Below are 24,871 nucleotides of genomic sequence, written 5' to 3' on the forward strand. Positions count from 1 at the left end.
CGCCAAGTGGTAAGGCAGCGGGTTTTGATCTCGCCATCCGTTGGTTCGAATCCAGCCGCCCCTGCCAATTTCAAGTTTAAAAGACAGAACAACAGTTTGCATCTTCTTGTTAATTTACCTTGACATGAACACGCAAAAATATTAAAGTTCTGCCGCATTAGGGGCGTCGCCAAGTGGTAAGGCAGCGGGTTTTGATCTCGCCATCCGTTGGTTCGAATCCAGCCGCCCCTGCCATCTAATTTCAAACATACCAACCGCCAAGGGTGCTTCATGCCCAATCTTGTCGTTTTTAGTGGAACTGCTCATCCACAATTCGCTCAAAAAGTCGTAAGCCATTTGCACATTCCTTTAGGTGCTGCTTCAGTTTCAACCTTCTCTGATGGTGAGATTGCTGTAGAAATCACTGAAAATGTTCGTGGTAAAGACGTATTTGTCGTACAACCTACTTGTGCGCCTACTAATGATAACCTTATGGAAATCTTAGTGATGGCAGACGCCTTACGTCGTGCAAGTGCTGGTCGTATAACTGCTGTCATTCCTTACTTCGGTTATGCCCGTCAAGACCGTCGTCCTCGTTCATCTCGTGTTCCAATCACTGCAAAAGTTGTCGCAGACATGCTAACTACTGTAGGTATTGACCGTGTTGTAATGATCGACCTACATGCAGACCAAATCCAAGGTTTCTTCGATATCCCCGTAGACAACATTTATGGCACTCCAGCATTACTTGCTGACTTACGCCAACAGTCTCATGACAACCTCATGGTTGTTTCTCCAGACGTTGGTGGTGTAGTTCGTGCTCGTGCTGTTGCTAAACAAATGGGTGATATTGACCTTGCGATTATCGATAAACGTCGTCAAAAAGCGAATGAATCACAAGTGATGCATTTGATTGGTGATGTGAAAGGTCGTGATTGTGTCATTGTTGATGACATGGTTGATACAGCGGGTACTTTATGTAAAGCTGCTGATGCACTGAAAACTTTTGGTGCTCGCCGTGTGGTTGCCTATGCAACTCACCCTGTACTTTCAGGTAAAGCCATTGAGAATTTGAAAAACTCTGTCATCGACGAACTCGTAGTTACAGATACAATTCCGCTTTCTGAAGAAGCACAACAGCTTGGTAAGATTCGCCAAGTTTCGGTTGCCAGTATGGTTGCTGAAACCATTCGTCGTATTAACAACGAAGAATCTATTAGCGCAATGTTCGATAGTTATCTATAATATAGCGCTAAAATTCCAAAGCCCTGCCCAGTGCAGGGCTTTGTCTCACTAGGTCGGTCGCAGATCTAGTTTATTTAATAAACTTAAATTAAGGATGTCTATCATGGCAAACTTCGTATTCAATGCACAAGCACGTGAAGCAGCTAACCAAGGGAAAGGTGCGAGCCGCCGCCTTCGTCACGCTGCACAAGTTCCAGCAATCATCTACGGTGGTAACGCTGAACCTGTAGCCGTTACTTTAGAACTTCGTGAGCTTGTTAAAGCTTTAGAAAACAACGCTTTCTTTGAAGAAGTTGTTGAAATCAATGTTGGTGACAAAGTTGAAAACGTTAAAATCCAAGCGTTACAACGTCACCCAGCTAAAAACACACCTATGCACGCTGACTTCAAACGCGCATAAGTGTTGAATGGTGTAATTAGTGGCTAATATATCGCTAATTGTTGGTTTGGGTAATCCTGGAAAGGAATATGCCCAAACCCGCCATAATGCAGGCTTCTGGTTTGTAGAACGCATTGCAGAAAAATATGGCATTACATTAAAAGCTGACCCTAAATTCTTTGGAATAAGTGGTCGTGGTAATATCGAAGGTCAAGACGTTCGTCTGCTTTTACCTACAACCTTTATGAACCTTTCAGGCAAAAGTGTTGTTCCTTTCTGCAAGTTTTATCAAGTTGCGCCTGAAGCAATGTTAATTGCACATGATGAGCTTGATATGAATCCTGGTGTCATTCGCCTCAAAACTGGCGGCGGTCATGGTGGCCATAATGGATTGCGTGACATTGTTCCACATCTTGGTCCAAATTTTCATCGTCTACGTATTGGTATTGGTCATCCTGGTTCTAAAGAACGTGTCTCTGGACATGTGCTTAACAAAGCGCCAAGCAGTGAACAAGGTTTAATGGATGATGCAATCGATCATGCACTATCACGACTCAAGTTACTCGTGAATGGTGATATTCAGCAGGCAATGAATCAAATCAATGCTTATAAACCCAACTGAATTTATTTGAATTGTTGAACAATCTTTCTTGCCATGTTGTTCATTTCAGAGCAAAATGCGTTTTTTGCCGATTACTGATCTTGTAAGAAGCGATTGATTCAAACAAAAGATAAAGGTCTTAGGTCCACTCAGGAGACGCTCGCCATGCTTTCTCGTTTACTAAAATGCAAAATTCACCGCGCTGTAGTTACCCATGCTGAACTTCATTATGAAGGTTCATGTGCAATTGATGGTGTGTTAATGGATTTAGCTGGTATTCGTGAATACGAAGAAATCCATGTTTGGAACGTGACCAATGGTAAACGTTTCGCGACTTATGCAATTCGTGGTGAAGACAATTCAGGTATTATTTCTGTGAATGGCGGTGCTGCTCACCAAGCAGATGTTGGTGATCTTGTGATCATTGCAACTTTTGGTGCATTTACCGAAGCAGAAGCCAATGCGCACAAACCTCGCTTGGTCTATGCTAACCCGGACAATACAGTCAATCACACTGCAAACTGTATTCCAGTTCAAGTGGCATAAGATAAATAAGAAGCTCGCAAATCGCGGGCTTTTTTCTTCCGAACATATCTAAAAATCTACGTACAATTCTCATTCTTTACATTCGCCACTACCCTTCTCAATATACTTAGCAGATTTATTGCAATCATTGTCAGAAATAATGATGATGCTAAAGTTAGATGAAATATCACATTTTCTGTAAAAAAGTTTATACTAGCAGCACATCGCTTCAGGGCGGGGTGTAATTCCCCACCGGTGGTAAGTTCTAGTATCTAACACTAAGAACCAGCCCACGAGCGTGTAGCCTTAAAACTACATGCAGATTTGGTTCAAAGCCAAAGCCGACGGTATAGTCCGGATGAAAGAAGACGACGTGACCAATAAAGTCTCAGGTGCAAGCCTATGAGCATTTATTGCTACGCCAATTTTTCAAAGTCCTGAAATGTTCAACCGTATCTTCAACTTACGCGAGCGTTTCAATGTCTAGTTTAATTCAACCAGAACTCTTTTTTTCAGCACTTCCCCCAGCAGAACAGCGTATTCAACAAGCATTAGCTGACATTCGCCAAGGTAAACCTGTTTTGGTGATGGATGATTTTGATCGTGAAAATGAAGCTGATTTAATCATTGCAGCAGAAACATTAACGGTCGAAACCATGGCTCGTATGATTCTTGACGGTTCTGGCATTGTTTGTTTATGCCTCACCAACGAGCTCGCAGATCATTTAGACTTGCCTCCTATGGTCAGTGACAATTCAAGCCAATTTAAAACCGCATTTACAGTCACCATTGAAGCTGCTCAAGGAGTAACTACTGGTGTATCTGCACAAGATCGTGTAACTACAGTTCAAGCAGCAACACGTACTGGTGCAGTAGCCAGTGACTTGAACCGTCCAGGTCATGTATTCCCATTACGTGCGCGTGATGGCGGTGTCCTCAGTCGTCGTGGGCATACAGAAGGGACAATTGACCTTGCCCGTTTGGCGGGACTGAAACCTTCTGGAGTTTTATGCGAATTGACTAATCCAGATGGTAGCATGGCTTCTGGTATTCAAGTTTTGGCTTATGCAGAAACACATCAACTTACAGTCATTACCATTGAAGAACTGGTGCAATATCGCTTAACTCATCACGTATAAATAACACAGTCCCAGTCTTCATGCTGGGACTTTTTAAATCTGATCAAGAATCACATTTAAAACAATGTGGCATAAATACCATAAAGTGCGACAACAATTAAAATCACGCCACAACAAGCCAATAGATGCTGATACATCTTGGAACGTGAAAAGCGATTAAACATTAAATACACACAAGAAAGTGTCGCAAAATCAAGTGCAATCCAACTTACAGTCAGGATACTTAAACTCAAATTTAAATTTGGTGTAATCTGTACAAATTGTGGGAAAAAAGACGCAAAGAAAATAATATCTTTAGGATTTGAAATAGCAACAAGAAAACCTTGCTTAAATCCACCATTTGCAACTGTACCCGAAGCACTCTCTGTGCCAACGTCGCCCTGCCAAACTTCTCTTAAAATTTGAATACCCAAATAAACAATATACAGACAGCCCAAAATTTTAACCACATTAAACCATTGCTCACTAATCGTGAGGAACCCTTTTAGAATCGCAATCGAAGCAGCAATGAGTACCAGAGAAGCCAAATTCGTACCAAAAATGGTCTGTAAAGCCCTACGATAGCCCCCTTTTAAACCCGCACTTGCCACCAATAGCATGACGGGCCCAGGTGTGGCGATCATAATCACAACGGCAAAACAATATAAAAAGTATTCAATATAATTCACAAGTTATTACTTTCTTTTATAAAAATTAAAATAAAGCGCGCGTTTTAATCTTCTTCATCATCACGTAATAAGCTATGACTAATTCCATCAGCACGTAAAAATGCCAGATCATAACTTGCTGTCGCCAATGCCAACACACGACGCTCAAACTCTTGCCACAAACCTTTCACTTGATGTTCAGTAATGCCTAAACCACTCTCTTGAGTAAAATTTTTGTTTTTTTCACAAATTTTCAGGGCATGATATAACTTACGTCCTTTCGAGGCTTCTAGTCGTAACCGTACTCGCTTCGACAAGACAAAACCTTCGACGTGTCGTAAATCTGCAAAGGGTAGCATGGGAACTAGAATCTGATCCAATTGAGCATCTAAACGAATCCAAACTGCATTTTGCTGTACTGTTGAATAAGTATTCCACTGAATGACTTCATGATTAAAACGACGACATCCACGACAAACTGCATCACCAAAGACCGTAGAACAACGCCCTGCACATGGCGTGAGTGAAGCGATTCGACGATCATTACTCAAAATAAACTCCTAAAATCATATAGATAAACACTATAAAACAAAATTTAATTCCATCAATTTTCAATTCAAGTTGCTTAAGCATCATACCGTTTCTCACCGAATTTAAAAACCATAATTCTTGACGGGTTTTCTCGCTTATTGCAGTAATTCGCGCTAAAATATGCGCCTTAAATTTTGTCCTATCGTTTACATTTGGAGTACTCCATGAACGCTACTGTAGAACAGCTTGCACCTGTAGAACAGCAAGCGACCGCTGATTGGGTTGTTGCCGCACTTTATCAATTCAAAGAAGTTCAAGATTCTGCTGATTTACAACAGCGTCTTTTAGACTTGGTAAACTCTATCAACCTATGTGGTACTCTAATTGTTGCAGATGAAGGAATTAACGGCACCGTTGCGGGTGACCGTGTAGCAATTGATGCTATACATCAATTTCTTTTAAATGAAGGCTTTAACGCAATGGAATATAAAGAGTCAACCAGCTCTGAAAAACCATTCCGTAAAATGAAAATCAAATTAAAAAAAGAGATTGTCACTCTGGGTGTAGAAGTTAAACCACGTGATTTGGTCGGTCACTACTTAGACCCTAAAGAATGGAATGATCTAATTGCACGTGATGACGTGATTCTGATTGATACACGTAATGATTACGAATATAAAGCTGGTACTTTTAAAGGCGCAATCGACCCACAAACCGAGACTTTCCGTGAATTTCCAGACTACGTAAAGCAAAATCTCGCTCAACATAAAGACAAGAAAATTGCAATGTTCTGTACGGGTGGTATTCGTTGTGAAAAGTCGACTTCTTTGCTTTTACAAGAAGGCTTTGAAGAGGTGTATCACCTGAAAGGCGGTATTTTAAAATATTTAGAAGAAACCCCTGCTTCCGACAGCCTGTGGGAAGGCGAATGTTTTGTATTTGATGGTCGTACAGCGGTGACTCACGGTGTTGAAGAAGGTCAAAACATTAAATGTCACGCATGTGGTTGGCCATTACTTCCAACTGAAGTGGAAGAGCCAAGTTATGAACATGGCGTGTCTTGTAAATATTGCGTAGACAAAACCACTGAAAAGCAAAAAGATGGTTTCCGTATGCGCCAATCTCAAATTGCGGCGGCAAAACGTAAACGTCTGTAATCATTTCTCGATATTTTAAAAAGCCTCCTCTCGCGGAGGCTTTTTTACCCTTAGACTAAGGCAAACAAATACAAAACAAAGCTTTACCACTGTTTCAAATCCTACTAGGATAAATTGTCTTCACTTTCATAAACGTATATGAACCTGACAGAATGGATTATCTCCATTATGGAGAAACTGGGTTATCTCGGGATTGCCCTCTTGATGTTCCTCGATAATATTTTCCCCCCTGTACCTTCCGAAATTATTATGCCTTCCGCAGGTTATTCCGCCTCACGTGGGGAACTACTGCTCATCGGTGTGATTATTGCGGGTTGTATAGGCTCTTTAGTTGCCGCGGCAGTTCTATATTGGATTGGTTATAAATTTAATCATGAAACCATCTTTCGTTTCGTTGACCGATATGGCAAATATTTCTTTATTCAATCAAGCGATGTCAAAACTGCTTTAGACTGGTTTGAACATTATGGACACCGTATCGTCTTTTTTGGTCGTATGGTCCCTGCTGTCCGTTCTCTGATTAGTATTCCTGCAGGCATGAGCCGAATGCCATTTTGGAAATTCATGTTCTACAGCAGCTTAGGTACCATTATTTGGACCAGTTTCTTAGCCTGCGTAGGCTTCTATTTCGGTGAAAATCAAGCACTCATGCATCAAATTTTTAGCCAAGTGGGCTATGTGATGCTTGGTATTGCCCTGCTCATTATTTTATGGATTTTCTATCGACGATATCAGAGAAAAAGGCGCAATTTCAAAAACTAAGCACATTTAATTTAAGGATTTACATGAAGCATTATTTAAAACATTTTGCTGCAATTTACAGTATCGCCTTAGTGATCCTCGCGGCTATTCTAATTTTTGGTTTACATTTAGGTGGAATCACACTAATTCCTGCCTTAATCGCTTCAGCTTTGCTGAATGCGAGTCATTTTGTCAAAAAAGAACACCGCTTACCAAGTAATGATGAAAAAGTTCAATTGGTTTGGGGTTGTAGTGCCATTGCCATTATCATTGCCAGTTTTTTTGTCTTCTTTTTAGTACTGATGAACCCCAATGCAGAACAAATTTTAAAAGCTGCGGATGAAGCCGGACTCGGTCTTTCAGCACTCATCATGCTGTGCTTAATTGCAGTTCATGCTGTCATTTTTCATTTTGCCTATGGTTGGTATGCAAACTTTATCGCAAGAAAACAGCACCTCATGTAACACTCCCTTCGCGTTAAACTCAAAATGAATGAGATGAATTCCAGCAATAATTAACGTAAAAAAAGCACCTGACGGTGCTTTTCTTTTAATACTATAGGATTAATTTGGTGTGTGATACATGAGCCGCAATTGTAGCAGCGCAAGATGCAACATCACGCTGGTGTGTGGTACATTAAATAAATTTCATTTAAATTGTCTGGAATTTCTTCCGCCAATTCATCCATTAATTGACCATTGCGACGGAAAGATTCCATTTGTGGATCTTCGTCATCAATGCCACTGAACACCATGATTGGTAAAGTTAAATCAACCAATTGTTCTTCGTATTCTGGCGCAAACCATGCTTCTTCATTTAAGAACATCGCATCGACAAAGCCAACACTCCAGTCACCTAAACTTGATTCCACATCAGCTTCTTCAATTTCAAAAGGAAATTCAATTCCTTCTTCATTCGCCAAATTCTGACGAATACTGTCTAGCCAAGATTTGACTTGTGCAATAATTTCAGCAGGAACTTTTTTCTGATTACTTTCAAAAAGCTCATCTAACCAGCGATCAAATTGCGGACCAACAGCAATTGCACATAAAAAACCATGAGTCGCTGCGAAATCTAGACCATGCTCATTTTGGTCACCATCTAGATATTCACTCAATAGGTCTAAATCTAAAGCACTCATTTTATATCCAAGCTTAAAATTGTAAGACGTATCATAACATTTTCAACACACGATTCTCATCGTGAGTTTTAATCATCCTCATCATCGAAATCGTCGTCATCGTCTATATCGTAATCAAAATCTTTTAACTCGCGCTCTAAACGGCGTTGTGCGAGTAAGTCATCAATTAATCGACGTTTTTCCAGCGACTCTTTTGCGCTAATCTTGCCTGATGCTTCGTCAAAATTGACGTCATCATCACCGTAGTTATCATCTAATTCAAAATCTGTTGAAGACACTCAAACTACCTCAGAATAAAAATATAATGGGTCTAGGCGCTATTTATCGTTCTTCCGAAATCTTGTCAAGCTTTATTTAAAATTATTGCATTTTATTTGAATTTTGGTCTTTATTTTTAACCAATTTTTGTGGCATGATATAATCCACCTTGCGTCTTTTAGTTTTGTGATATTTTTAATATCAAATCCAACATGTTTTTGATTCCAAATTTTGGATTTTGAACTGACGAACGCGAGGGATGAACTTGAAAATAACAAATTCACCCCCATTTTTATCCTTAAATTTACATTAAATATTTTATCAGGCGGCTTATTTGCTGATTATTCCTGATGAGATACATTGGCAATTTACAGATAAGTTTATGAAGCAAACTGCGCTATCCAGCACGGTTTTTCACAGTCACAGATTCAACCAAGAGTAAGCAAAGATGAGCGATATGACTTCCCCTACTTCGCAAGTAGCGGCTCTGATTAGCCGAGGCAAAGAGCAAGGTTACTTAACTTATGCTGAGGTTAACGATCATCTCCCAGACTCGATTACTGAAAGCGAACAAATTGAAGACATTATTCAGATGCTTCAAGACGTGGGTATTCCTGTACACGAACGTGCACCTGAATCTGACGATACAATGTTCGAAGACAATGCAGAAGCTGCCGATGAGGTTGCAGAAGAAGAAGCTGCTGCCGTTCTGGCCTCTGTAGAAAACGAACCTGGCCGCACCACAGATCCTGTACGTATGTACATGCGTGAAATGGGTACTGTTGAGCTTTTAACCCGTGAGGGTGAAATTAGCATTGCGAAACGTATCGAAGAAGGTATTCGCGATGTTCTGCATTCTATTGCCTACTGGCCAAATGCAGTTGAAGTTGTTTTACAAGAATATAATGATTTTCTAGAAGGCGAACGTCGTCTTGCAGATATTTTATCAGGCTATTTAGACCCTGAAACCGATGAAGACATTCCAGAAGTCTTGGAAGAAGAATCTGAAGATATTGAAGATGATGAAGAGGCTTCAAGCAAGCCAACCAAAGATGTCAAACTTGATGACGAAGATGAAGACGAAGAGTCTGAAAGTGATGATGATTCTGAAGGTGATTCTGGCCCAGACCCTGAAGTCGCAAAAGTACGTTTTTCAGAACTGTCAAATGCTTGGGAACAAACCAAAACCGTAATTGCTAAACATGGTCGTAATAGCGACGAAGCTAAAGAGGCACTTGAAGCCCTTGCAACTGTGTTTATGATGTTCAAATTCACTCCGCGTCTATTTGATATCATTTCAGAAATGATTCGTGGCACTCACGACCAAATTCGTACCTCTGAACGTGAAGTGATGCGCTACGCAGTTCGTCGCGGCCGTATGGATCGTACTCAATTCCGTACATCGTTCCCAGGTCAAGAATCAAACTTTGCTTGGTTAGATGAACAAATTGCCAAAGCGCCAGCTGAGCATAAAGCGCATTTAGAAAAAGTACGTCCTGATGTACTTGCTTTCCAACAAAAAATTGCCGACATCGAAAAAGAATTGGACTTGAATGTAAAAGACATTAAAGACATTTCTAAACGTATGGCTGTGGGTGAAGCAAAAGCGCGTCGTGCGAAAAAGGAAATGGTTGAAGCCAACCTTCGTTTGGTAATTTCCATTGCGAAAAAATATACCAACCGTGGCTTACAATTCTTGGACTTGATTCAAGAAGGTAACATCGGCTTGATGAAAGCAGTCGACAAGTTTGAATACCGTCGTGGTTATAAGTTCTCAACTTATGCAACATGGTGGATTCGCCAGGCGATTACTCGTTCAATTGCGGACCAAGCACGTACCATTCGTATTCCAGTACACATGATCGAAACCATTAACAAGATCAACCGTGTATCTCGTCAACTTCTTCAAGAAATGGGTCGTGAACCTACACCTGAAGAATTAGGTGAACGTCTGGAAATGGACGAAGTTAAAGTACGTAAAGTCCTCAAAATTGCCAAAGAACCGATTTCTATGGAAACGCCAATTGGTGATGATGAAGATTCGCATTTGGGTGACTTCATTGAAGACAGCAACATCACGTCACCTGTCGATGCTGCAACTTCAGAAGGCTTAAAAGAAGCAACCCGTGAAGTGCTTGAAAACTTGACTGAACGTGAAGCAAAAGTCTTGAAAATGCGTTTTGGTATTGATATGCCAACCGACCATACATTGGAAGAAGTGGGCAAACAGTTTGACGTGACACGTGAACGTATTCGTCAGATTGAAGCCAAAGCACTGCGTAAATTACGTCACCCTTCTCGTTCTGAACATTTACGTTCATTCCTAGAAAACGACTAATTTATAACGATACGATGGAGACTTGAAATTTAACCAAAAGTCTCCATTATGTATTTAAGAGCAACACCTAACGCCTGCAATTTCGCAGGCGTTTAAAATAAGGGGGACTGACGCTCATGACCATGTTAGACCGCACACCATCACGTGAATTACAAGAACATCTTTGGGTGTTTCCTATGGACTACCCGATTAAACTCATTGGTCTTGCTGGCACTGAGTTACATGTAGCAGTGGTTGAAATTTTAGTGAAACATTTCCCTGAATTTGATGGTGATTCGATCCAAGTACAACCATCACGTACAGGTAAATATCACTCTCTCACTGCACAATTACGCTTTGAAGAGTTAGAACAAGTCCATCAGTTATATGCAGATCTTGCGGCTTGCCCATTAATTAAGACTGCACTATAAGTACTCAAAAAAACACGCGAATTGCGTGTTTTTTTATATCAATTTTTATTCCATTTCAGATATATCTCCCTATCCAACTCTGCTCAGCTTATAATTTAACTCACATTCAAATCTTATTAAGGGTGCTGTCGACATGACTGATGCTGTACTCAAACCCACTTTAATCATTCGTCAATTTAATCAGCTTACCCCTTATGCCGATCGCTTTCAGGACATGAAACAATTGACCGAACAGCGTGATGCAGAAACGCCTGACGAACTGTGGTTATTACAACATCCAGATGTACTGACTCAAGGTCAAGCAGGCAAACCAGAACACATTTTAATTCCTTCCAACATTCCTGTAGTACAAACAGATCGAGGGGGGCAAGTGACATGGCATGGCCCAGGTCAATTGGTGGCTTACTTCATGTTTGATCTCAATCGTCTCGGTTGGAATGTGCGCACCCTTGTGTCCTATGCAGAAAACTTGATGATTGAGTTACTGAATAAATACGGGATTAACGCCTATGCCAAACCCGATGCACCTGGGGTTTATGTAAACGAGCGCAAAATAGGATCTTTAGGGTTTAAAATTCGTCGTGGGCGCAGTTATCATGGGCTAGCACTCAATATTAATTGTGATTTAGCTGGTTTTCACACCATCAATCCATGTGGCTATTCAGGCCTAGAAATGGTACGCATGCATGACTTGATTCAACAAAACCCGCCAAGTTTTGAAAACTTATGCGTCGATATCATTGAAACTTTACAAAACAGCGGGTACTTTAATAAAGTTCAAATTGTTCAACAATAAGCACTTTACTTTATATAGTGAAATAAATTAGAGTATTTACTCTAAATAAAACAAAAGACTCTTAAACTCAGGGATAAGCAAGTGATTTTAAATAAATCAGTAAAACCTGCTTTACAGCTCGCCTATGTCAAACTCATGATGGATGTGATTGGCAGAGGATTGGTTATGGCAAGTCAGGTGGATGATGAAGTTAAGCAGGAAGTCGCAAAATTTCCTGCAAATTTCGTATTGTCCATGAAGGTATTCCCACATGGTCCTGCTTTTATTGCCAAAGTCACCGATAATCATCAATTGTTATTATTAAACGACACTGAGCAAAAACCAGACCTCACCATTACCTTCAAACATCTCAGTCATGCTTTTTTAGTCTTTTCTTTTCAAGAAAGTACCGCTCAAGCATTTGCCAATGACCGAATGATTGCCGATGGTGATTTATCTTATGCCATTCGTTTGGTTCGTTGCTTGAATAAAATGGAAGCATTGATTTTACCTAAATTACTGGCTGAACTTGCAGTCAAACAATACCCACACGAACTTAGCCTAAAAGAAAAGCTTACAGGCGCAGCCAATATTTATCTTAAAGTGGCTCAATCATATTTCAAACGGAGCGCATAACATGGCAAAGCCTTATTACGAATTTTTTTGCCCAGTTAAAGTGATTGCGGGTAATGCCGCGTTAGAGCACATTCCTTTTGAACTTGCTACATTGGGTGCAAAACGCCCCATGATCATCACCGATAAAGGCGTGCGTGGTAACCAATTATTGGCACCCATTGAAGCGGCTTTTGAATCGACCGATGCAGTAATTGGCTGTATTTTTGATGATGTTCCACCTGATTCAAGCTTAGATACCGTCCGTCGTGCCGCAGCTTTATATCGTGAAAACCAATGTGATGCGATTATTGCTGTTGGTGGTGGTTCAGTCATTGATACATCTAAAGCAACCAATATTTTGGTCAGTGAAGGCGGTGATGATTTACTGCAATATTCAGGCGCACACAACTTACCTAAGCCATTAAAACCGTTCTTTGTGATTCCAACCACATCAGGTACAGGCTCTGAAGTGACCATGGTTGCAGTGGTTTCCGACACGTCCAAGAATGTAAAAATGGCATTTGCTTCATATTACCTGATGCCACATGCTGCAATTCTTGATCCGCGTATGACGCTTACCCTTCCACCGCATTTAACCGCGATGACGGCAATGGATGCACTCACTCATGCCATTGAAGCCTATACATGCATGGCAGCCAACCCAATCAGTGATGCCTATGCAACGGCTGCAATCAAAAAAATTAGCGCTAATTTATTTAATGTTTTAGATAACCAGAATGATTCACAAGGTCGTTTAGAATTGGCGCAAGCATCTACTATGGCCGGTATTGCCTTCTCTAATTCTATGGTCGGTCTGGTTCATTCTTTAGGACATGCACTCGGTGCTGTAGCTCACCTGCCCCATGGTCTATGCATGAATCTCTTCTTGCCTTATGTATTGGAATACAACAAAGAAGTAAATGGCGATAAAATTGCAGACTTACTGCTTCCGCTTGCAGGAGCCGATATTTATGCGCAAACACCAGCACATTTACGTGCAAATAAAGCCATCTCGACTATTCAAGCCATGCGTGATCGTTTGTTTAGTCTGACCAAACTGCCAAGAACACTACAAGAAACAGGCAAAGTCACCGAAGCTCAACTGGATGAAGTGGCCGAAAAAGCCTTAAATGATGGCTCCATCATTTATAATCCAAAGGAAGCATCTTTTGAAGACTTAAGATCCATTCTTCAAAAAGCATGGTAAAAATGCAATAAATAATGAAGCCTGATGTTCTAACATCAGGCTTTTTCATAAATGACACATTGGTCATTTATTTTTTACCTATTTGGCAGAGAATTTGCTAAAAATTCTACAAAAATACTGACAAGTGACATCAGTTTAGGATAAATTGGCGCACTTTATTTTATTCGTAGGGGGGATCGTTCGTCTCAAACGATCCTTATAAACATGACTGATCCTTGATCAACGATTAAGAGGATAACGCCGTTGACAAATAACTCTGGGACTCAATCGGCAGCTAAACTGCAAAAAACGCTTGGATTTTGGCACATCGTCATTATTGGCCTAGCATATATTCAGCCAATGACCTTGTTTGATACTTTTGGTTTAGTATCTGAAGAAAGCCATTATCATGTTCCAACCTCTTATATTATTGCCTTGGTTGCGATTCTATTTACCTCTATTAGTTACGGACACATGATCCGTCGCTACCCATCCTCAGGTTCCGCCTATACCTATGCCCAAAAATCCATTCACCCGAATGTCGGCTTTATGGTGGGTTGGTCATCTTGGTTAGACTATCTATTATCGCCAATGGTCAACATTGTTCTGGCAGTAATTTATTTAGAGGCCTTATTCCCAGATGTAAACCATTGGGTTTGGGTTGTTGGTCTTACTGCAATGATGACAGGGGTAAACTTACGCGGTGCGCGTTTTGTTGCCAACTTTAACAGTCTGATTGTTTTCGTTCAGTTGGGGGTAATTGCATACTTTACATGGATGGTGTATCAATTACTGGCTGGTGGTGTGAATGCAGATGGCACTCTGATCAATGCGAAATATCAGCTTTGGAGCCTTGAACCATTTTGGAACGAGATGACCACTGTTGGTGCATTAATTACAGGTGCAACGTTACTCTGCTTCTCTTTCACAGGGTTTGACTCTTTAAGTTCGCTGGCAGAAGAAACCAAAGACACTGAAAAAACGCTACCTAAAGCTATTTTCATGACGGCATTATTTGCAGGTGTGATTTTCATCATCAGCACCTATTTCATGCAAATTTACTTCCCGAATGATCCAAAAACTTACTTTGAAGATGTCGCTGCAACTCAGCCAGATATCTTGCAAGCTGTAGGTGGTGTCGCCTTCAAAACAGCAGTATTGTATTTTGCGATTGTGACGGTAATGGCATCGGGTATTTCTGCACATGCGGGTGTATCACGCTTAATGTATGTGATGGGTCGTGACGGCGTCATCAATAAAAAAGTATTTGGTCATATCAGCCCAAGAACATATACCCCGTCTTACAATATTTTGATTGTCGGTTTAGTGGCTTTAACAGCAGGCTTTATGGACCTTGATATTGTGATTTCAATGATTAGTTTTGGCGCTTTAACCGCATTTACTTTTGTGAATCTATCGGTGATTTCACGTTATGCACTGCGTGATGGTCGCACAAAATCAACCAAAGAAATTATGAACTTCGTGGTTATTCCAATGCTTGGTTTCCTCAGCATTTTTGCCATGTGGCTTGAAATTGAAGAAACTGCTTTGAAATATGGTTTGTGGTGGGCAATGTTTGGTATTTTATACCTAGGTTATAAAACCAAAGGGTTTAAACAACCTGCTCCGCAACATAATGAATTTGATGATCATCATTAATTTTCATGCATAAAAAAAGACGCATCATGCGTCTTTTTTTATGTTGGTTTATGCCAAAAACTTGTTGGTAATCGTGGCAATTCGCTGTGCATAAACCTTTGCCGTTTCGAGATCACCACTAGGAATTTCATCAACACTGGCATCTGAAGGTGTTTGGACCAATAAACCAACTGAACCACCTAAATTATTCACATCTTCACGGGTCGCTGATTTACTATTTGCAGGCAATAAACCCAAACTCACCCAAATTCCCCCATGCTGGGAAGCAAGGGTTTGTAACTGAATTAACGTGACCTGTTTATCACCATTTAAACTGGCGCTATTGGTAAATCCACCAAAAATTTTATCTTGCCATGCGCGAGTAAACCATTTTTTTGACGTTGCATCAGCAAACTTTTTAAATTGCCAAGGTGCTGTTCCCATGTAGGTCGGCGCACCAAATACAATCGCATCCGATTGATCGAGTGTCACCCAATCCTGTTCTTGAATATCACCATTTGCATCAATTTCAATTAGATTTGCTGAAATTTCCTGAGCAAAAGTTTGTGCAATCACTTTGGTATGACCATAACCAGAAAAATAAACCACCGAAACATTAGACATCTTGTTTTCCTCTATTTAAATCAAACATTTTGAGACTTCAATACAATGATGAAGCCACATAATTACTTTTCACTAAATCTGATCGGGTTCGAGTTTGACATAACTTGCCACGACATCACTCAAGCCTTGTTTTAAACTTTGGGTTTTCTCCCCCACCAGCACTTCATAAGCATTTTGTTGAATCCCTGCAAAGATCTGTTCTGCAACAAACTCAGGAGTAAACTTCGGAATAGCTAAACCCCGTGTTAAATCGGTATCAATAAACCCAACATGCACTCCCATCACCTGAATATGAAACTGTGATAACCATTGGCGACTGGAGTTGGTATAAGACCACGCAGCCGCTTTAGAAATTGCATAACCTGTTAATGAGGTACTCGGTTCCCAAGAGACATCCGACAAAATATTCACCACATAACCCTGTTGGTTTTGCTGCAAAATAGGCGAAAATATTTGTGTGACCCGCATCATGCCAAACAAATTGGTTTCTAAAATTTTATGGGTTGTATCAATAATATTGGCATCTACTGGATGCGTATTTAACAGTGCAATACCTGCATTATTTACCAATATATTCGTATCAGCACAGGTTTGCGCTGCTCGCTGGATAGATTGCTCATCATTCACATCAAGTTGCACAGGAATTAAACCTTCTTCTTGAAACCCTGCTACTTGACGCATGGCGACATATACTTTTTTTGCGCCTTGTTTACGTGCTTCACGTGCAATTGCCAAACCTAGCCCGCGATTAGCACCTGTAACAAAAACAACGGCATTTGTAACTTTCATTGCATGATCCATCCCAAAAATGATTGGTGATCGCAATACAGCTTCTATTCATAACAGTAGCGCAATCTTCATTCACCTATGATACACTTCTGAAACCTAGTATCAATTAGTTACCGCATGGTAACTGGTATAGAAATTGATATTTAACGTGGCAGAATGTAAGCAATGAGGTCGGTAATTTATGAACAAGCCACTGAAATTTAATATTTTTCATCCTGATTGTCCTGCACGACTTTTTTTTGAAAAATTTGCAGATAAATGGATCTTATTGATTGTATATACGCTGGATCAGGAATCTCAGCATTTCAACGAATTGAAAAAAAATATCCTAGGAATTTCACCTAAAGTACTCTCGCAAAAATTGAAAATATTAGAACGCGATGGGTTTTTAACGCGCACTATTCACGAAGACAATGTCATCCGCGTTGAATATGCACTGACAGAAATAGGCAAAGATTTTGCGCAAAATGCCTATCAAATGAAAGACTGGGTCGAAGCCAATATGGGGAAAGTTTTAAAATCAAGACAGGGTTTTGATCAGCACCAAGAACCAGCAGAGTCGGTTTAAATCGACTCCGCCATTTTAGTTAGCTTATTCTTTTGCGAGTTGCTTAAAGCCTTGCTGACGCCATGCTTCATAGACAATTACCGCAGTGGCATTAGATAAATTCAAACTGCGAGAATTGGCTGCCATGGGTAAACGAATCCAATGTTGCTGTGGAAACATTAAACGCACATGTTCAGGTAAACCACGTGTTTCTGGTCCCATTAATAATGCAACTGGTCGATTCAAATCAGAAGTATGTGGCGTCTCAGTCCCTTTAGTGGTTAAAGGATAGATGGCATCTTTATCCACACCTTGCGTTGCCAAAAATTCAAGACATTGTTCAATGTTGTCCCAAATTTGCATGCGTGCCCATTCATGATAGTCCAAACCCGCACGTTTGAGTTTTTTATCATCCAACTCAAAACCTAAAGGTTTAACCAAGTGTAACTGCGCTCCAGTATTGGCACATAAACGAATGATATTTCCTGTATTGGCAGGAATTTCAGGCTCGTATAAAACAACATGGATCACAGCATTTCTCTACTTAATAATATGACTAACACAAAAATTGATTATTCCGTTTGGAACAATTTATTCCCTGAGGGTTAGCAGATGGAATGAAACAATGGCAATCATGTTACTGCCATTGCAATTGTTCACGTAAACTCACCACTTCACCAATAATGGTTAAAGTCGGTGCTTGAATATGATGTTCGCTTACTTTACTCGCAATATCCGCTAATGTGCCTACAACAACTTTCTGTTCAGGTGTTGTGCCTTTAGAAATTAAAGCAACAGGCATAGTAGAGCGTTGTCCATGAGCAATTAATTGCTGACAGGTATTTTCCAACCCAACCAAGCCCATGTACAACACCAAAGTTTGATTTTCATAGACTAGCTCATCCCAAGGTAACTCAGGCGAACCTTCTTTGAGATGCCCTGTTAAGAAACGGACACTTTGCGCATAATCACGATGCGTCAGTGGTATACCTGCATACGCTGAACAACCTGATGCTGCAGTAATCCCTGGTACCACTTGGAAGGTAATACCTGCATCAAACAACTCTTGAATTTCTTCGCCACCGCGACCAAAAATAAATGGATCACCACCTTTTAGCCGACAAACACGTTTGCCTTGACTCGCATATTTGACCAATAATGCATTAATGCCTTCTTGGGGTACTGAATGATTAGAGCGAGCTTTGCCTACATAGATTTTTTCTGCATCACGACGACATAAATCCATAATCGGCTGTGATACCAAGCGATCATAAATGACCACATCCGCTTGTTGCATTAAGCGTAATGCTTTTAAGGTCAAGAGTTCAGGATCACCAGGTCCAGCACCGACCAAATAGACTTCACCTTTTGGAGTTTTCCATTCTTGCAGCGCCAGCTCAATCAGTTGATCGGCTTCAGCCTCATTACCATTAAACACCTGCTCTTTGAGTGGACTTGCATACAAGTCTTCCCAAAAAATGCGACGCTCATCTGGATTGGTAATTTTTTGCTTTACTGTCGCGCGCCATTTACCCGAAAACTCCGCCAGCTTACCCATTCCATGCGGAATTAAGGTTTCCAACTGCGTCCGAATTTGACGAGATAAAACTGGAGAGGTGCCATTGCTTGCCACAGAAATAATCAGTGGTGAGCGATCAATAATGGCAGGGACCATAAAACGACAATGGGGTAGATCATCTACACTATTGACCAACACCTTTTCAGCTTCACAGGCTTTAAACACCTGCTGATTGACAGCACGATCATTGGTCGCCGCGATTACGAGGCGATAATCGCGTAAATTGACCTGTTGCTGAAAGTCTTCGGCAATATACTGGCCTTGAGTTTGCTCAAGCAATGCCAATAAATCAGGTTCAATTTCAGGCGCAATTACATGCAGAATTGCCCCTGCTTTGGCTAATAAAACCGCTTTACGGTAAGCGATACGCCCACCACCGACAATCAGACATGGTTGCTGTTGCAGCTTTAAAGAGATTGGAAATATTTCCACGGAATACCTCTAATATTTACATCTGATCGTCTTAAAGCAATTTTCATGCACAAATGTACACCCATCGAAAAATTAATTAATCGATGTATTCGGTACCGCCCATATATGGACGTAATGCTGCTGGAATTTCAATTGATCCATCAGCGCGTTGATAGTTTTCCATCACTGCCAACAAGGTACGCCCTACCGCTAAACCAGAACCATTCAAAGTATGTACAAATTCGGTCTTCTTCTGATCGGCACGGTAACGTGCTTTCATACGACGCGCTTGGAAATCCCACATATTTGAGCATGAAGAAATTTCACGATAGGTATTTTGACTTGGTACCCAAACTTCAAGATCGTAAGTTTTTGCTGCACCAAAGCCCATATCGCCACCACACAATGTGATTTTACGATAAGGTAAGCCTAGCGCTTGCAAAATACCTTCTGCATGGCCCGTTAATTCTTCTAAGGCTTGCATTGAATCTTCAGGTTTTACAATTTGCACCATTTCAACTTTGTCAAACTGATGCTGGCGAATTAAACCACGCGTATCACGACCATAAGAGCCTGCTTCGCTACGGAAACATGGCGTATGCGCTGCATATTTTAATGGTAGGCGATCTGCATCAATAATTTCATCACGCACAAAGTTGGTGACTGGCACTTCAGCCGTTGGAATCAAGTAGTATTCTTTCTCACCCTGTAATTTGAATAAATCTTCTTCAAATTTAGGCAATTGACCTGTACCACGCAAAGAATCTGCATTTACCAAATATGGTACATAGGCTTCAGTATAACCATTTTTCAAGGTATGCGTATCAAGCATAAATTGAGTCAATGCACGCTGTAAACGCGCTAATGGTCCTTTGAGCACGCTAAAACGTGAACCCGTTAATTTGGTTGCCGTTTCAAACTCTAAACCACCCATCCACTCGCCAAGGTCAGTGTGATCTTTGACCTCAAAATCGAAGCTACGTGGTGTACCCCATGTATATACTTCAACATTATCACTTTCATCTTTACCTTCTGGCACAGACTCATGTGGCATGTTTGGAATAGAAAGTAATTTTGCTTCAAGTTCCGCTTGTAATTCTGCTAAAGCAACTTCAGCTGCTTTAATTTCGTCACCAATAGCACCCATACGTGCCATGATTTCGGATGCATCGCCACCAGATTTTTTAATTTGACCAACTTGTTTTGCGCCCGCATTACGTTCAGCTTGTAACGCTTCAGTTTTGGATTGTAAATCTTTACGGCGAGCTTCTAATGATGCCCACTCGGCTACATCCAATTGAATACCACGTTTTGCCAAGGCTAAATTTACAGCCTCAATATTTGTTCTGATTAATTTCGGGTCGATCATAGCCAGTCTTTGCTAAAGAAAAAAACTGGCTATAGTGTAAGCTGTTCATACTAAAAAATACAGTCGGCAACGTTCAAGCGCCACCACATTCAGGCAATAATCCATCAATTAGGCTTATTCATGTGTATTTTAATGCTCAGGGTATTGCGGTAAGCTTGGTAAATATTCAGGACGTACAAATTTTTTCAAACTGTAGTACGGTAGTGTCAATTCACTCATACCTTCAGCATAAGACGCCAACTCATAAAGTGGATATACAAATACCAAACCATTTGCACCATAATAGAAGTTATCGCTGAGCTGTAATTTTGTCTTTTCGATATTATGTTCTTGCAGCCAATTTATATTATTGTCATAGAGCGCATCTAAAACTTGTGCGTCAACACCTTTAATTAAAACATCTTGCAGGGCTAAACGCTTTTTCTTGTTCAGATCAAAATTCACGAATTCTTGATGGTACATGCCATGTGCCGCTCCAGCAGAATAACTATAACTCTGCATGGCAAACGTTGCGAAATTATCGTTTTGCCCTACATAACGCACATAGGTTGAACTTTGATTTAAACCTGGCTGAGTACCTTCTTCGATACGTACTTTTTGATTGGGCTGATCCGAAAATGCAATTGGATCGGCTTTTTTAATCCGATCCATGAAATACTGATCAATCCATTTAAAATTGGTTTCAACCGTTTGAATATCATATTGCGTACAACCTTCCGCTTCACACGCTTCGGGTTTAGCCAATTTGACTGCGACTACTTTTGCCTGAATTGCAGGAATAACTTGAGCCATCGATGCTTCTGGTGCTGTAGTTTTGGCTTCCACAGATTTCTGTGAGGTATCCTTAGGCTGACAACCCGTAAATAAAATTACTGAACATAACAGGGGTAAAACTAAATTTCGTTGTTTTAATTGGAAAGTATTCATAAATAAACCTTATATTCGGTATCTTCAAGCAATGTATTTCACTATACAAACTCTCACTTGAAGATGAAATTACAAAATGTAGCCCAACGTATTGACTACTTATTCAAATGAATATTTCAATCGGAAGCATTTATTGGATTGTAAATGTAAAAAAATGCAGCACTTAGGCTGCATTTTTTATCATTCGTCATTTAATAGAGATTTTCAGATTTATTGATCAATAATATCTGTGCCCTTCGGTGGGGTAAAATTAAAAGTCGATGCAGGAATTGCCGCATTCACCTTAACATTATTAAATTTTACATAGGTCGTTTGACCCAATGAATCTTGTAAGATCATCAAATTCGGGGCTTTATTCACACCAAAACTAATGGTTAAGCTTTGGAAGGCACCATCATCACTTTTCGGATAAAGCGTGTAATAGGTTTTGCCTTTATTGGGTTGAGTGACACGGTAAGACTGCATAATCTGGTTGGTATTACCCGATAATAACAACGCTGGGGTATTTGCAACTTGCTCATCTAAACTTTGACGAACCGCTTGTTGTAAGTCTGGGTCGTAAATCCACACTGTTTTACCTGAAGTCACGATGGTTTGTTTTGCAGGCGTGGTCGTTTCCCAATAGAATTTCCCTGGACGTGCAACTTTCATTGTCCCTTTAAAGGTTTGATTCATGTGTTGCGCAGTTAAGCCCTTTTTTTGTGTCTTGTTAGCACCACTTGAAGCTTTTGTTGTTTGCTCAAAATTAGCCGATAAACTTTGAATACCACTTAACTGCTTAACCAAGTTTGCAGTTGCTTGTTGCTCCGATGCCGCTACAGGCGCTGCAAAAACAGTAGTACTCATCATCGGTGCGAGTGTCGCTGCACCCAATGCTATAGCACACATGGTTTTACGAAGCATATTCATGTCATCACCTTTTTTATTTGCTATTTCGCAATCTATTGAAAGCCACATATTAAACCAAATTCAGTGGCTAATAATTGAGAAAATAAGAAGATTTGTATAAATATTAATGTTTAATGTAGTGCTACATTCATCATGATGAAGAGCTTTTTTTAGCTCATATGCAAAAAAGCCCCTGAAGTTCAGGAGCTTTTCTGCTTGAGCTACTAAGATCAATTTACACTTATTTCCATTGGTAGCCTACAGAAGCACCACCACCAAAATCACCTTGGCTATTACCTGTCAACGCAACTTTATAAACATATTTATTATTTTCAGTCACACCACTTACACCGAAGGCATAACCTTGCTCACCTTCCCAGAACCCAACACCACCGCTTACCATACTCATACCTGCTTCAGTCGGTTGCGGTAAAGAAGCAATTGCGATACTAGAAGCTACAGCAGCATATGTCCGATCTTCCAAATCCCGTAAGTCCCGATTCAATGCATTCACTCGACTATCAGTATAAGTCTTTGCTTCATTTAAAATAACAGTGTCTGCTGCAGCCATTTCCTCTGGGGTGATGCCATTTGTACCATCTGCACCTTTCAGACTTGCTAACCATTGAGTAACAGTTCCATCAAAACCATCGTTTAATGCTACCTGATAAGCACTAATACCATTGGCTCCTGTAGTACCAGTTATACCCTGAATGCCTTGTATACCCTGAATGCCTTGTTCACCCTGAATGCCTTGTTCACCCTGAATGCCTTGTTCACCCTGAATGCCTTGTTCACCCTGAATGCCTTGTTCACCCTGAATGCCTTGTTCACCCTGAATGCCTTGTTCACCTTGAATGCCTTGTTCACCCTGAATGCCTTGTTCACCCTCAAGACTTTCAAGCCACTCTGTTTCAGTTCCTACAAAGCCATTATTCACTGCAACTTGATATGCACTATCTCCAGCAGGACCAGTTGGTCCTGGTATTCCACTCCCAGGACAACTACCTGTATCTTGATTAGAATTACACGAAGTTGCAAAAACATTTGTATTCGCTGTCATTAAAATTGCACTTAAAAGAAGCACTTGCACAGCAATTTTTTGTTTGCAAAGATAATGATTTGGCTCAAGGGTTTGTAGATTGATTGCAGCCGATACTGTAGTACTAATATGAGTTTGTTCTTTTTGTAGCTTATTTTCTAAGGCTTTCGTCATTTGACTATTCGGAACACCAAAGACATTTTGATTTAATTTTTTCATGTCCTTCTTCCTTATCCTTCTCCTATTTCATCCATTACACGCCCAAAATAGTGTGACGTACATCACTGTTTTTTGGTATTTTGCGACCATTAATAGCTTAAAAAGAAAGAGTGTGGTGAAGAACAATGCTACAGTTCATCTTTTGGCTGAAATCATTTTTAGAAAAATTCATTTTAAAAAAATATAAAAAAAACCCGCATAAAATGCGGGTTTTTTTGAACTTTTAAAACTTATGCAGTTTCAACAGTTACATAGCGACGGCCAAATTGACCTTTCACTTCAAACTTAATTACGCCGTCAGCAGTAGCAAATAAAGTATGGTCACGGCCCATACCCACATTTGCACCAGCGTGGAATTCTGTACCACGTTGACGAACGATAATGTTACCAGCAGTCACAGCTTGACCACCGTACATTTTAACACCTAACATCTTAGGATTTGAGTCACGACCGTTCTTAGTCGAGCCACCGGCTTTTTTAGATGCCATGTCTATATACTCCTAGTGATTAGCCTGCGATCGCAGTAATTTTCAACTCGGTAAACCATTGACGGTGACCTTGTTGTTTACGGTAATGTTTACGACGACGCATTTTAACAATACGGATTTTGTCGTGACGACCATGACCAACCACTTCTGCAGTTACTTTCGCGCCAGCTACAACTGGAGCACCGATTTGAATGCTTTCGCCATTCACAACCATTAATACGTCATCAAACGTAATAGTCGCGCCAGTTTCAGCTTTCAATAATTCAACTTTAAGGGTTTCACCCTCAACTACACGGTGCTGTTTACCACCGCTTTGGATTACTGCGTACATAATGTACTCCAACTTGCCCGTGTCGCCGTGTCGATAAAGGGATATATCGAACTTAAAACGACCGCCACTGGGGTTATATAAGGCGACAGATTTTAAGTGATTATTGCATAAACAACAAGCCATCTTCACAAAAAAAACCAAACTTAGCCCTAAGTTTGCTTTAAAGCCTCAACATGCTAAATTAAAATAGAATGAAACACATACGACTGTGTAATAAACAATAGATTTTTAAAATCAATTCGCTACTATAGTCAGCAGATACATTTTTGATGTCATCCAAAACGTCGTTTAGGTGTCTATGGTAATCAACCAATCCAAATTATCGCACATCGGAAATCTTGTTTACGGTGTC

Annotated in this window: 29 protein-coding genes, 1 tRNA gene and 1 riboswitch; of the genes, 16 read left to right on the forward strand and 14 right to left on the reverse strand. The window is 40.4% G+C overall.

Features of this window, described 5'->3' with window-relative positions; genetic code table 11:
- Nucleotides 1-159 precede the first annotated feature (159 nt).
- The 6 genes from E0H94_RS12830 (at nt 160) to ribB (ending at nt 3,868) form a co-directional block, all read left to right on the forward strand.
- Nucleotides 160-234: transfer RNA gene (locus E0H94_RS12830), tRNA-Gln, on the forward strand.
- A gap of 36 nt (nt 235-270) precedes the next feature.
- A complete protein-coding gene (locus E0H94_RS12835) occupies nt 271-1,224 on the forward strand; it encodes a ribose-phosphate pyrophosphokinase (RefSeq protein WP_116759853.1) in 954 nt (317 codons plus the stop codon).
- Nucleotides 1,225-1,327: 103 nt separating this feature from the next.
- Nucleotides 1,328-1,624, forward strand: coding sequence for a 50S ribosomal protein L25 (rplY, locus tag E0H94_RS12840; protein WP_131326882.1), 297 nt, complete (start codon nt 1,328-1,330; stop codon nt 1,622-1,624).
- Between the two features lie 19 nt (nt 1,625-1,643).
- Nucleotides 1,644-2,225 carry an aminoacyl-tRNA hydrolase gene (pth, locus tag E0H94_RS12845; RefSeq protein WP_131326883.1) on the forward strand — a complete coding sequence of 194 codons (582 nt, stop codon included), beginning with the start codon at nt 1,644-1,646 and terminating at the stop codon, nt 2,223-2,225.
- Nucleotides 2,226-2,369: 144 nt separating this feature from the next.
- Nucleotides 2,370-2,750 carry an aspartate 1-decarboxylase gene (gene panD / locus E0H94_RS12850; protein WP_016165796.1) on the forward strand — a complete coding sequence of 127 codons (381 nt, stop codon included), beginning with the start codon at nt 2,370-2,372 and terminating at the stop codon, nt 2,748-2,750.
- 201 nt (nt 2,751-2,951) lie between these two features.
- A riboswitch (FMN riboswitch) is annotated at nt 2,952-3,103 on the forward strand.
- A 105-nt stretch (nt 3,104-3,208) separates the two neighbouring features.
- Nucleotides 3,209-3,868 carry a 3,4-dihydroxy-2-butanone-4-phosphate synthase gene (gene ribB, locus E0H94_RS12855; protein ID WP_131326884.1) on the forward strand — a complete coding sequence of 220 codons (660 nt, stop codon included), beginning with the start codon at nt 3,209-3,211 and terminating at the stop codon, nt 3,866-3,868.
- Between the two features lie 56 nt (nt 3,869-3,924).
- Here ribB and E0H94_RS12860 read toward each other — a convergent pair whose 3' ends face one another.
- Complete coding sequence (locus tag E0H94_RS12860) at nt 3,925-4,536, reverse strand: LysE family translocator (protein WP_131326885.1); 612 nt, start codon at nt 4,534-4,536, stop codon at nt 3,925-3,927.
- A 44-nt stretch (nt 4,537-4,580) separates the two neighbouring features.
- Nucleotides 4,581-5,066, reverse strand: a complete 486-nt coding sequence (locus E0H94_RS12865) for a DUF1289 domain-containing protein (protein WP_131326886.1) — start codon at nt 5,064-5,066, stop codon at nt 4,581-4,583.
- A gap of 204 nt (nt 5,067-5,270) precedes the next feature.
- Here E0H94_RS12865 and E0H94_RS12870 point away from each other — a divergent pair, with 204 nt between their 5' ends.
- The 3 genes from E0H94_RS12870 (at nt 5,271) to E0H94_RS12880 (ending at nt 7,408) form a co-directional block, all read left to right on the forward strand.
- Nucleotides 5,271-6,203 carry a rhodanese-related sulfurtransferase gene (locus E0H94_RS12870; RefSeq protein WP_131326887.1) on the forward strand — a complete coding sequence of 311 codons (933 nt, stop codon included), beginning with the start codon at nt 5,271-5,273 and terminating at the stop codon, nt 6,201-6,203.
- Between the two features lie 138 nt (nt 6,204-6,341).
- Nucleotides 6,342-6,965, forward strand: a complete 624-nt coding sequence (locus E0H94_RS12875; RefSeq protein ID WP_131326888.1) for a DedA family protein — start codon at nt 6,342-6,344, stop codon at nt 6,963-6,965.
- A gap of 23 nt (nt 6,966-6,988) precedes the next feature.
- Nucleotides 6,989-7,408 (forward strand): ABZJ_00895 family protein, encoded by a 420-nt coding sequence (locus E0H94_RS12880; RefSeq protein ID WP_131326889.1) that lies wholly within the window; start codon nt 6,989-6,991, stop codon nt 7,406-7,408.
- Between the two features lie 152 nt (nt 7,409-7,560).
- Here E0H94_RS12880 and E0H94_RS12885 read toward each other — a convergent pair whose 3' ends face one another.
- Nucleotides 7,561-8,085 (reverse strand): YecA family protein, encoded by a 525-nt coding sequence (locus E0H94_RS12885; protein ID WP_116759871.1) that lies wholly within the window; start codon nt 8,083-8,085, stop codon nt 7,561-7,563.
- Between the two features lie 68 nt (nt 8,086-8,153).
- Nucleotides 8,154-8,363: a PA3496 family putative envelope integrity protein gene (locus E0H94_RS12890; protein WP_016165788.1), complete on the reverse strand. Its 210-nt coding sequence runs from the start codon at nt 8,361-8,363 to the stop codon at nt 8,154-8,156.
- Nucleotides 8,364-8,791: 428 nt separating this feature from the next.
- On the opposite strand from E0H94_RS12890, the gene rpoD reads away from it, so the two are divergent.
- From rpoD to E0H94_RS12920, 6 genes are all read left to right on the forward strand, one after another.
- Nucleotides 8,792-10,681: an RNA polymerase sigma factor RpoD gene (gene rpoD, locus E0H94_RS12895; RefSeq protein WP_131326890.1), complete on the forward strand. Its 1,890-nt coding sequence runs from the start codon at nt 8,792-8,794 to the stop codon at nt 10,679-10,681.
- A gap of 122 nt (nt 10,682-10,803) precedes the next feature.
- Complete coding sequence (locus E0H94_RS12900; RefSeq protein WP_131262727.1) at nt 10,804-11,091, forward strand: YbeD family protein; 288 nt, start codon at nt 10,804-10,806, stop codon at nt 11,089-11,091.
- A gap of 133 nt (nt 11,092-11,224) precedes the next feature.
- Complete coding sequence (gene lipB, locus E0H94_RS12905) at nt 11,225-11,887, forward strand: lipoyl(octanoyl) transferase LipB (RefSeq protein WP_131326891.1); 663 nt, start codon at nt 11,225-11,227, stop codon at nt 11,885-11,887.
- Between the two features lie 81 nt (nt 11,888-11,968).
- Entirely contained in the window at nt 11,969-12,502 is a 534-nt protein-coding gene (locus E0H94_RS12910) for a hypothetical protein (protein WP_116759881.1), read from the forward strand.
- 1 nt (nt 12,503) lies between these two features.
- Nucleotides 12,504-13,688 (forward strand): iron-containing alcohol dehydrogenase, encoded by a 1,185-nt coding sequence (locus E0H94_RS12915; protein ID WP_131326892.1) that lies wholly within the window; start codon nt 12,504-12,506, stop codon nt 13,686-13,688.
- A 243-nt stretch (nt 13,689-13,931) separates the two neighbouring features.
- Nucleotides 13,932-15,326, forward strand: a complete 1,395-nt coding sequence (locus E0H94_RS12920; protein WP_131326893.1) for an APC family permease — start codon at nt 13,932-13,934, stop codon at nt 15,324-15,326.
- 48 nt (nt 15,327-15,374) lie between these two features.
- Here E0H94_RS12920 and E0H94_RS12925 read toward each other — a convergent pair whose 3' ends face one another.
- Together E0H94_RS12925 and E0H94_RS12930 are read right to left on the reverse strand one after the other, a co-directional pair.
- Nucleotides 15,375-15,929, reverse strand: a complete 555-nt coding sequence (locus E0H94_RS12925; RefSeq protein ID WP_131326894.1) for a flavodoxin family protein — start codon at nt 15,927-15,929, stop codon at nt 15,375-15,377.
- Nucleotides 15,930-16,001: 72 nt separating this feature from the next.
- Nucleotides 16,002-16,718, reverse strand: coding sequence for an SDR family NAD(P)-dependent oxidoreductase (locus E0H94_RS12930; RefSeq protein WP_227548629.1), 717 nt, complete (start codon nt 16,716-16,718; stop codon nt 16,002-16,004).
- 181 nt (nt 16,719-16,899) lie between these two features.
- Between E0H94_RS12930 and E0H94_RS12935 the strand changes: the two genes are divergently transcribed.
- Nucleotides 16,900-17,286 (forward strand): winged helix-turn-helix transcriptional regulator, encoded by a 387-nt coding sequence (locus E0H94_RS12935; protein WP_131326895.1) that lies wholly within the window; start codon nt 16,900-16,902, stop codon nt 17,284-17,286.
- 24 nt (nt 17,287-17,310) lie between these two features.
- On the opposite strand, the gene E0H94_RS12940 is transcribed toward E0H94_RS12935, so the two are convergent.
- The 8 genes from E0H94_RS12940 to rplU all read right to left on the reverse strand — a co-directional run bounded on the left by E0H94_RS12940 (nt 17,311) and on the right by rplU (nt 24,519).
- Nucleotides 17,311-17,796 carry a tRNA (cytidine(34)-2'-O)-methyltransferase gene (locus tag E0H94_RS12940; protein ID WP_131326896.1) on the reverse strand — a complete coding sequence of 162 codons (486 nt, stop codon included), beginning with the start codon at nt 17,794-17,796 and terminating at the stop codon, nt 17,311-17,313.
- 106 nt (nt 17,797-17,902) lie between these two features.
- A complete protein-coding gene (gene cysG / locus E0H94_RS12945) occupies nt 17,903-19,276 on the reverse strand; it encodes a siroheme synthase CysG (RefSeq protein WP_131326897.1) in 1,374 nt (457 codons plus the stop codon).
- Nucleotides 19,277-19,352: 76 nt separating this feature from the next.
- A complete protein-coding gene (gene serS, locus E0H94_RS12950) occupies nt 19,353-20,624 on the reverse strand; it encodes a serine--tRNA ligase (RefSeq protein ID WP_131326898.1) in 1,272 nt (423 codons plus the stop codon).
- Between the two features lie 129 nt (nt 20,625-20,753).
- Entirely contained in the window at nt 20,754-21,551 is a 798-nt protein-coding gene (locus E0H94_RS12955; RefSeq protein WP_131326899.1) for an RsiV family protein, read from the reverse strand.
- Nucleotides 21,552-21,761: 210 nt separating this feature from the next.
- On the reverse strand, nt 21,762-22,460 hold the full coding sequence (lolA, locus tag E0H94_RS12960; RefSeq protein WP_131326900.1) for an outer membrane lipoprotein chaperone LolA: 699 nt from the start codon (nt 22,458-22,460) through the stop codon (nt 21,762-21,764).
- Nucleotides 22,461-22,680: 220 nt separating this feature from the next.
- A complete protein-coding gene (locus E0H94_RS12965; RefSeq protein WP_131326901.1) occupies nt 22,681-23,700 on the reverse strand; it encodes a YadA C-terminal domain-containing protein in 1,020 nt (339 codons plus the stop codon).
- A gap of 230 nt (nt 23,701-23,930) precedes the next feature.
- Nucleotides 23,931-24,188 (reverse strand): 50S ribosomal protein L27, encoded by a 258-nt coding sequence (gene rpmA, locus E0H94_RS12970; RefSeq protein WP_016165771.1) that lies wholly within the window; start codon nt 24,186-24,188, stop codon nt 23,931-23,933.
- Nucleotides 24,189-24,207: 19 nt separating this feature from the next.
- On the reverse strand, nt 24,208-24,519 hold the full coding sequence (rplU, locus tag E0H94_RS12975) for a 50S ribosomal protein L21 (protein ID WP_010113102.1): 312 nt from the start codon (nt 24,517-24,519) through the stop codon (nt 24,208-24,210).
- Nucleotides 24,520-24,871: the final 352 nt, after the last annotated feature.

The organism is Acinetobacter sp. ANC 4173, assembly GCF_004331255.1.
Classification (GTDB): domain Bacteria; phylum Pseudomonadota; class Gammaproteobacteria; order Pseudomonadales; family Moraxellaceae; genus Acinetobacter.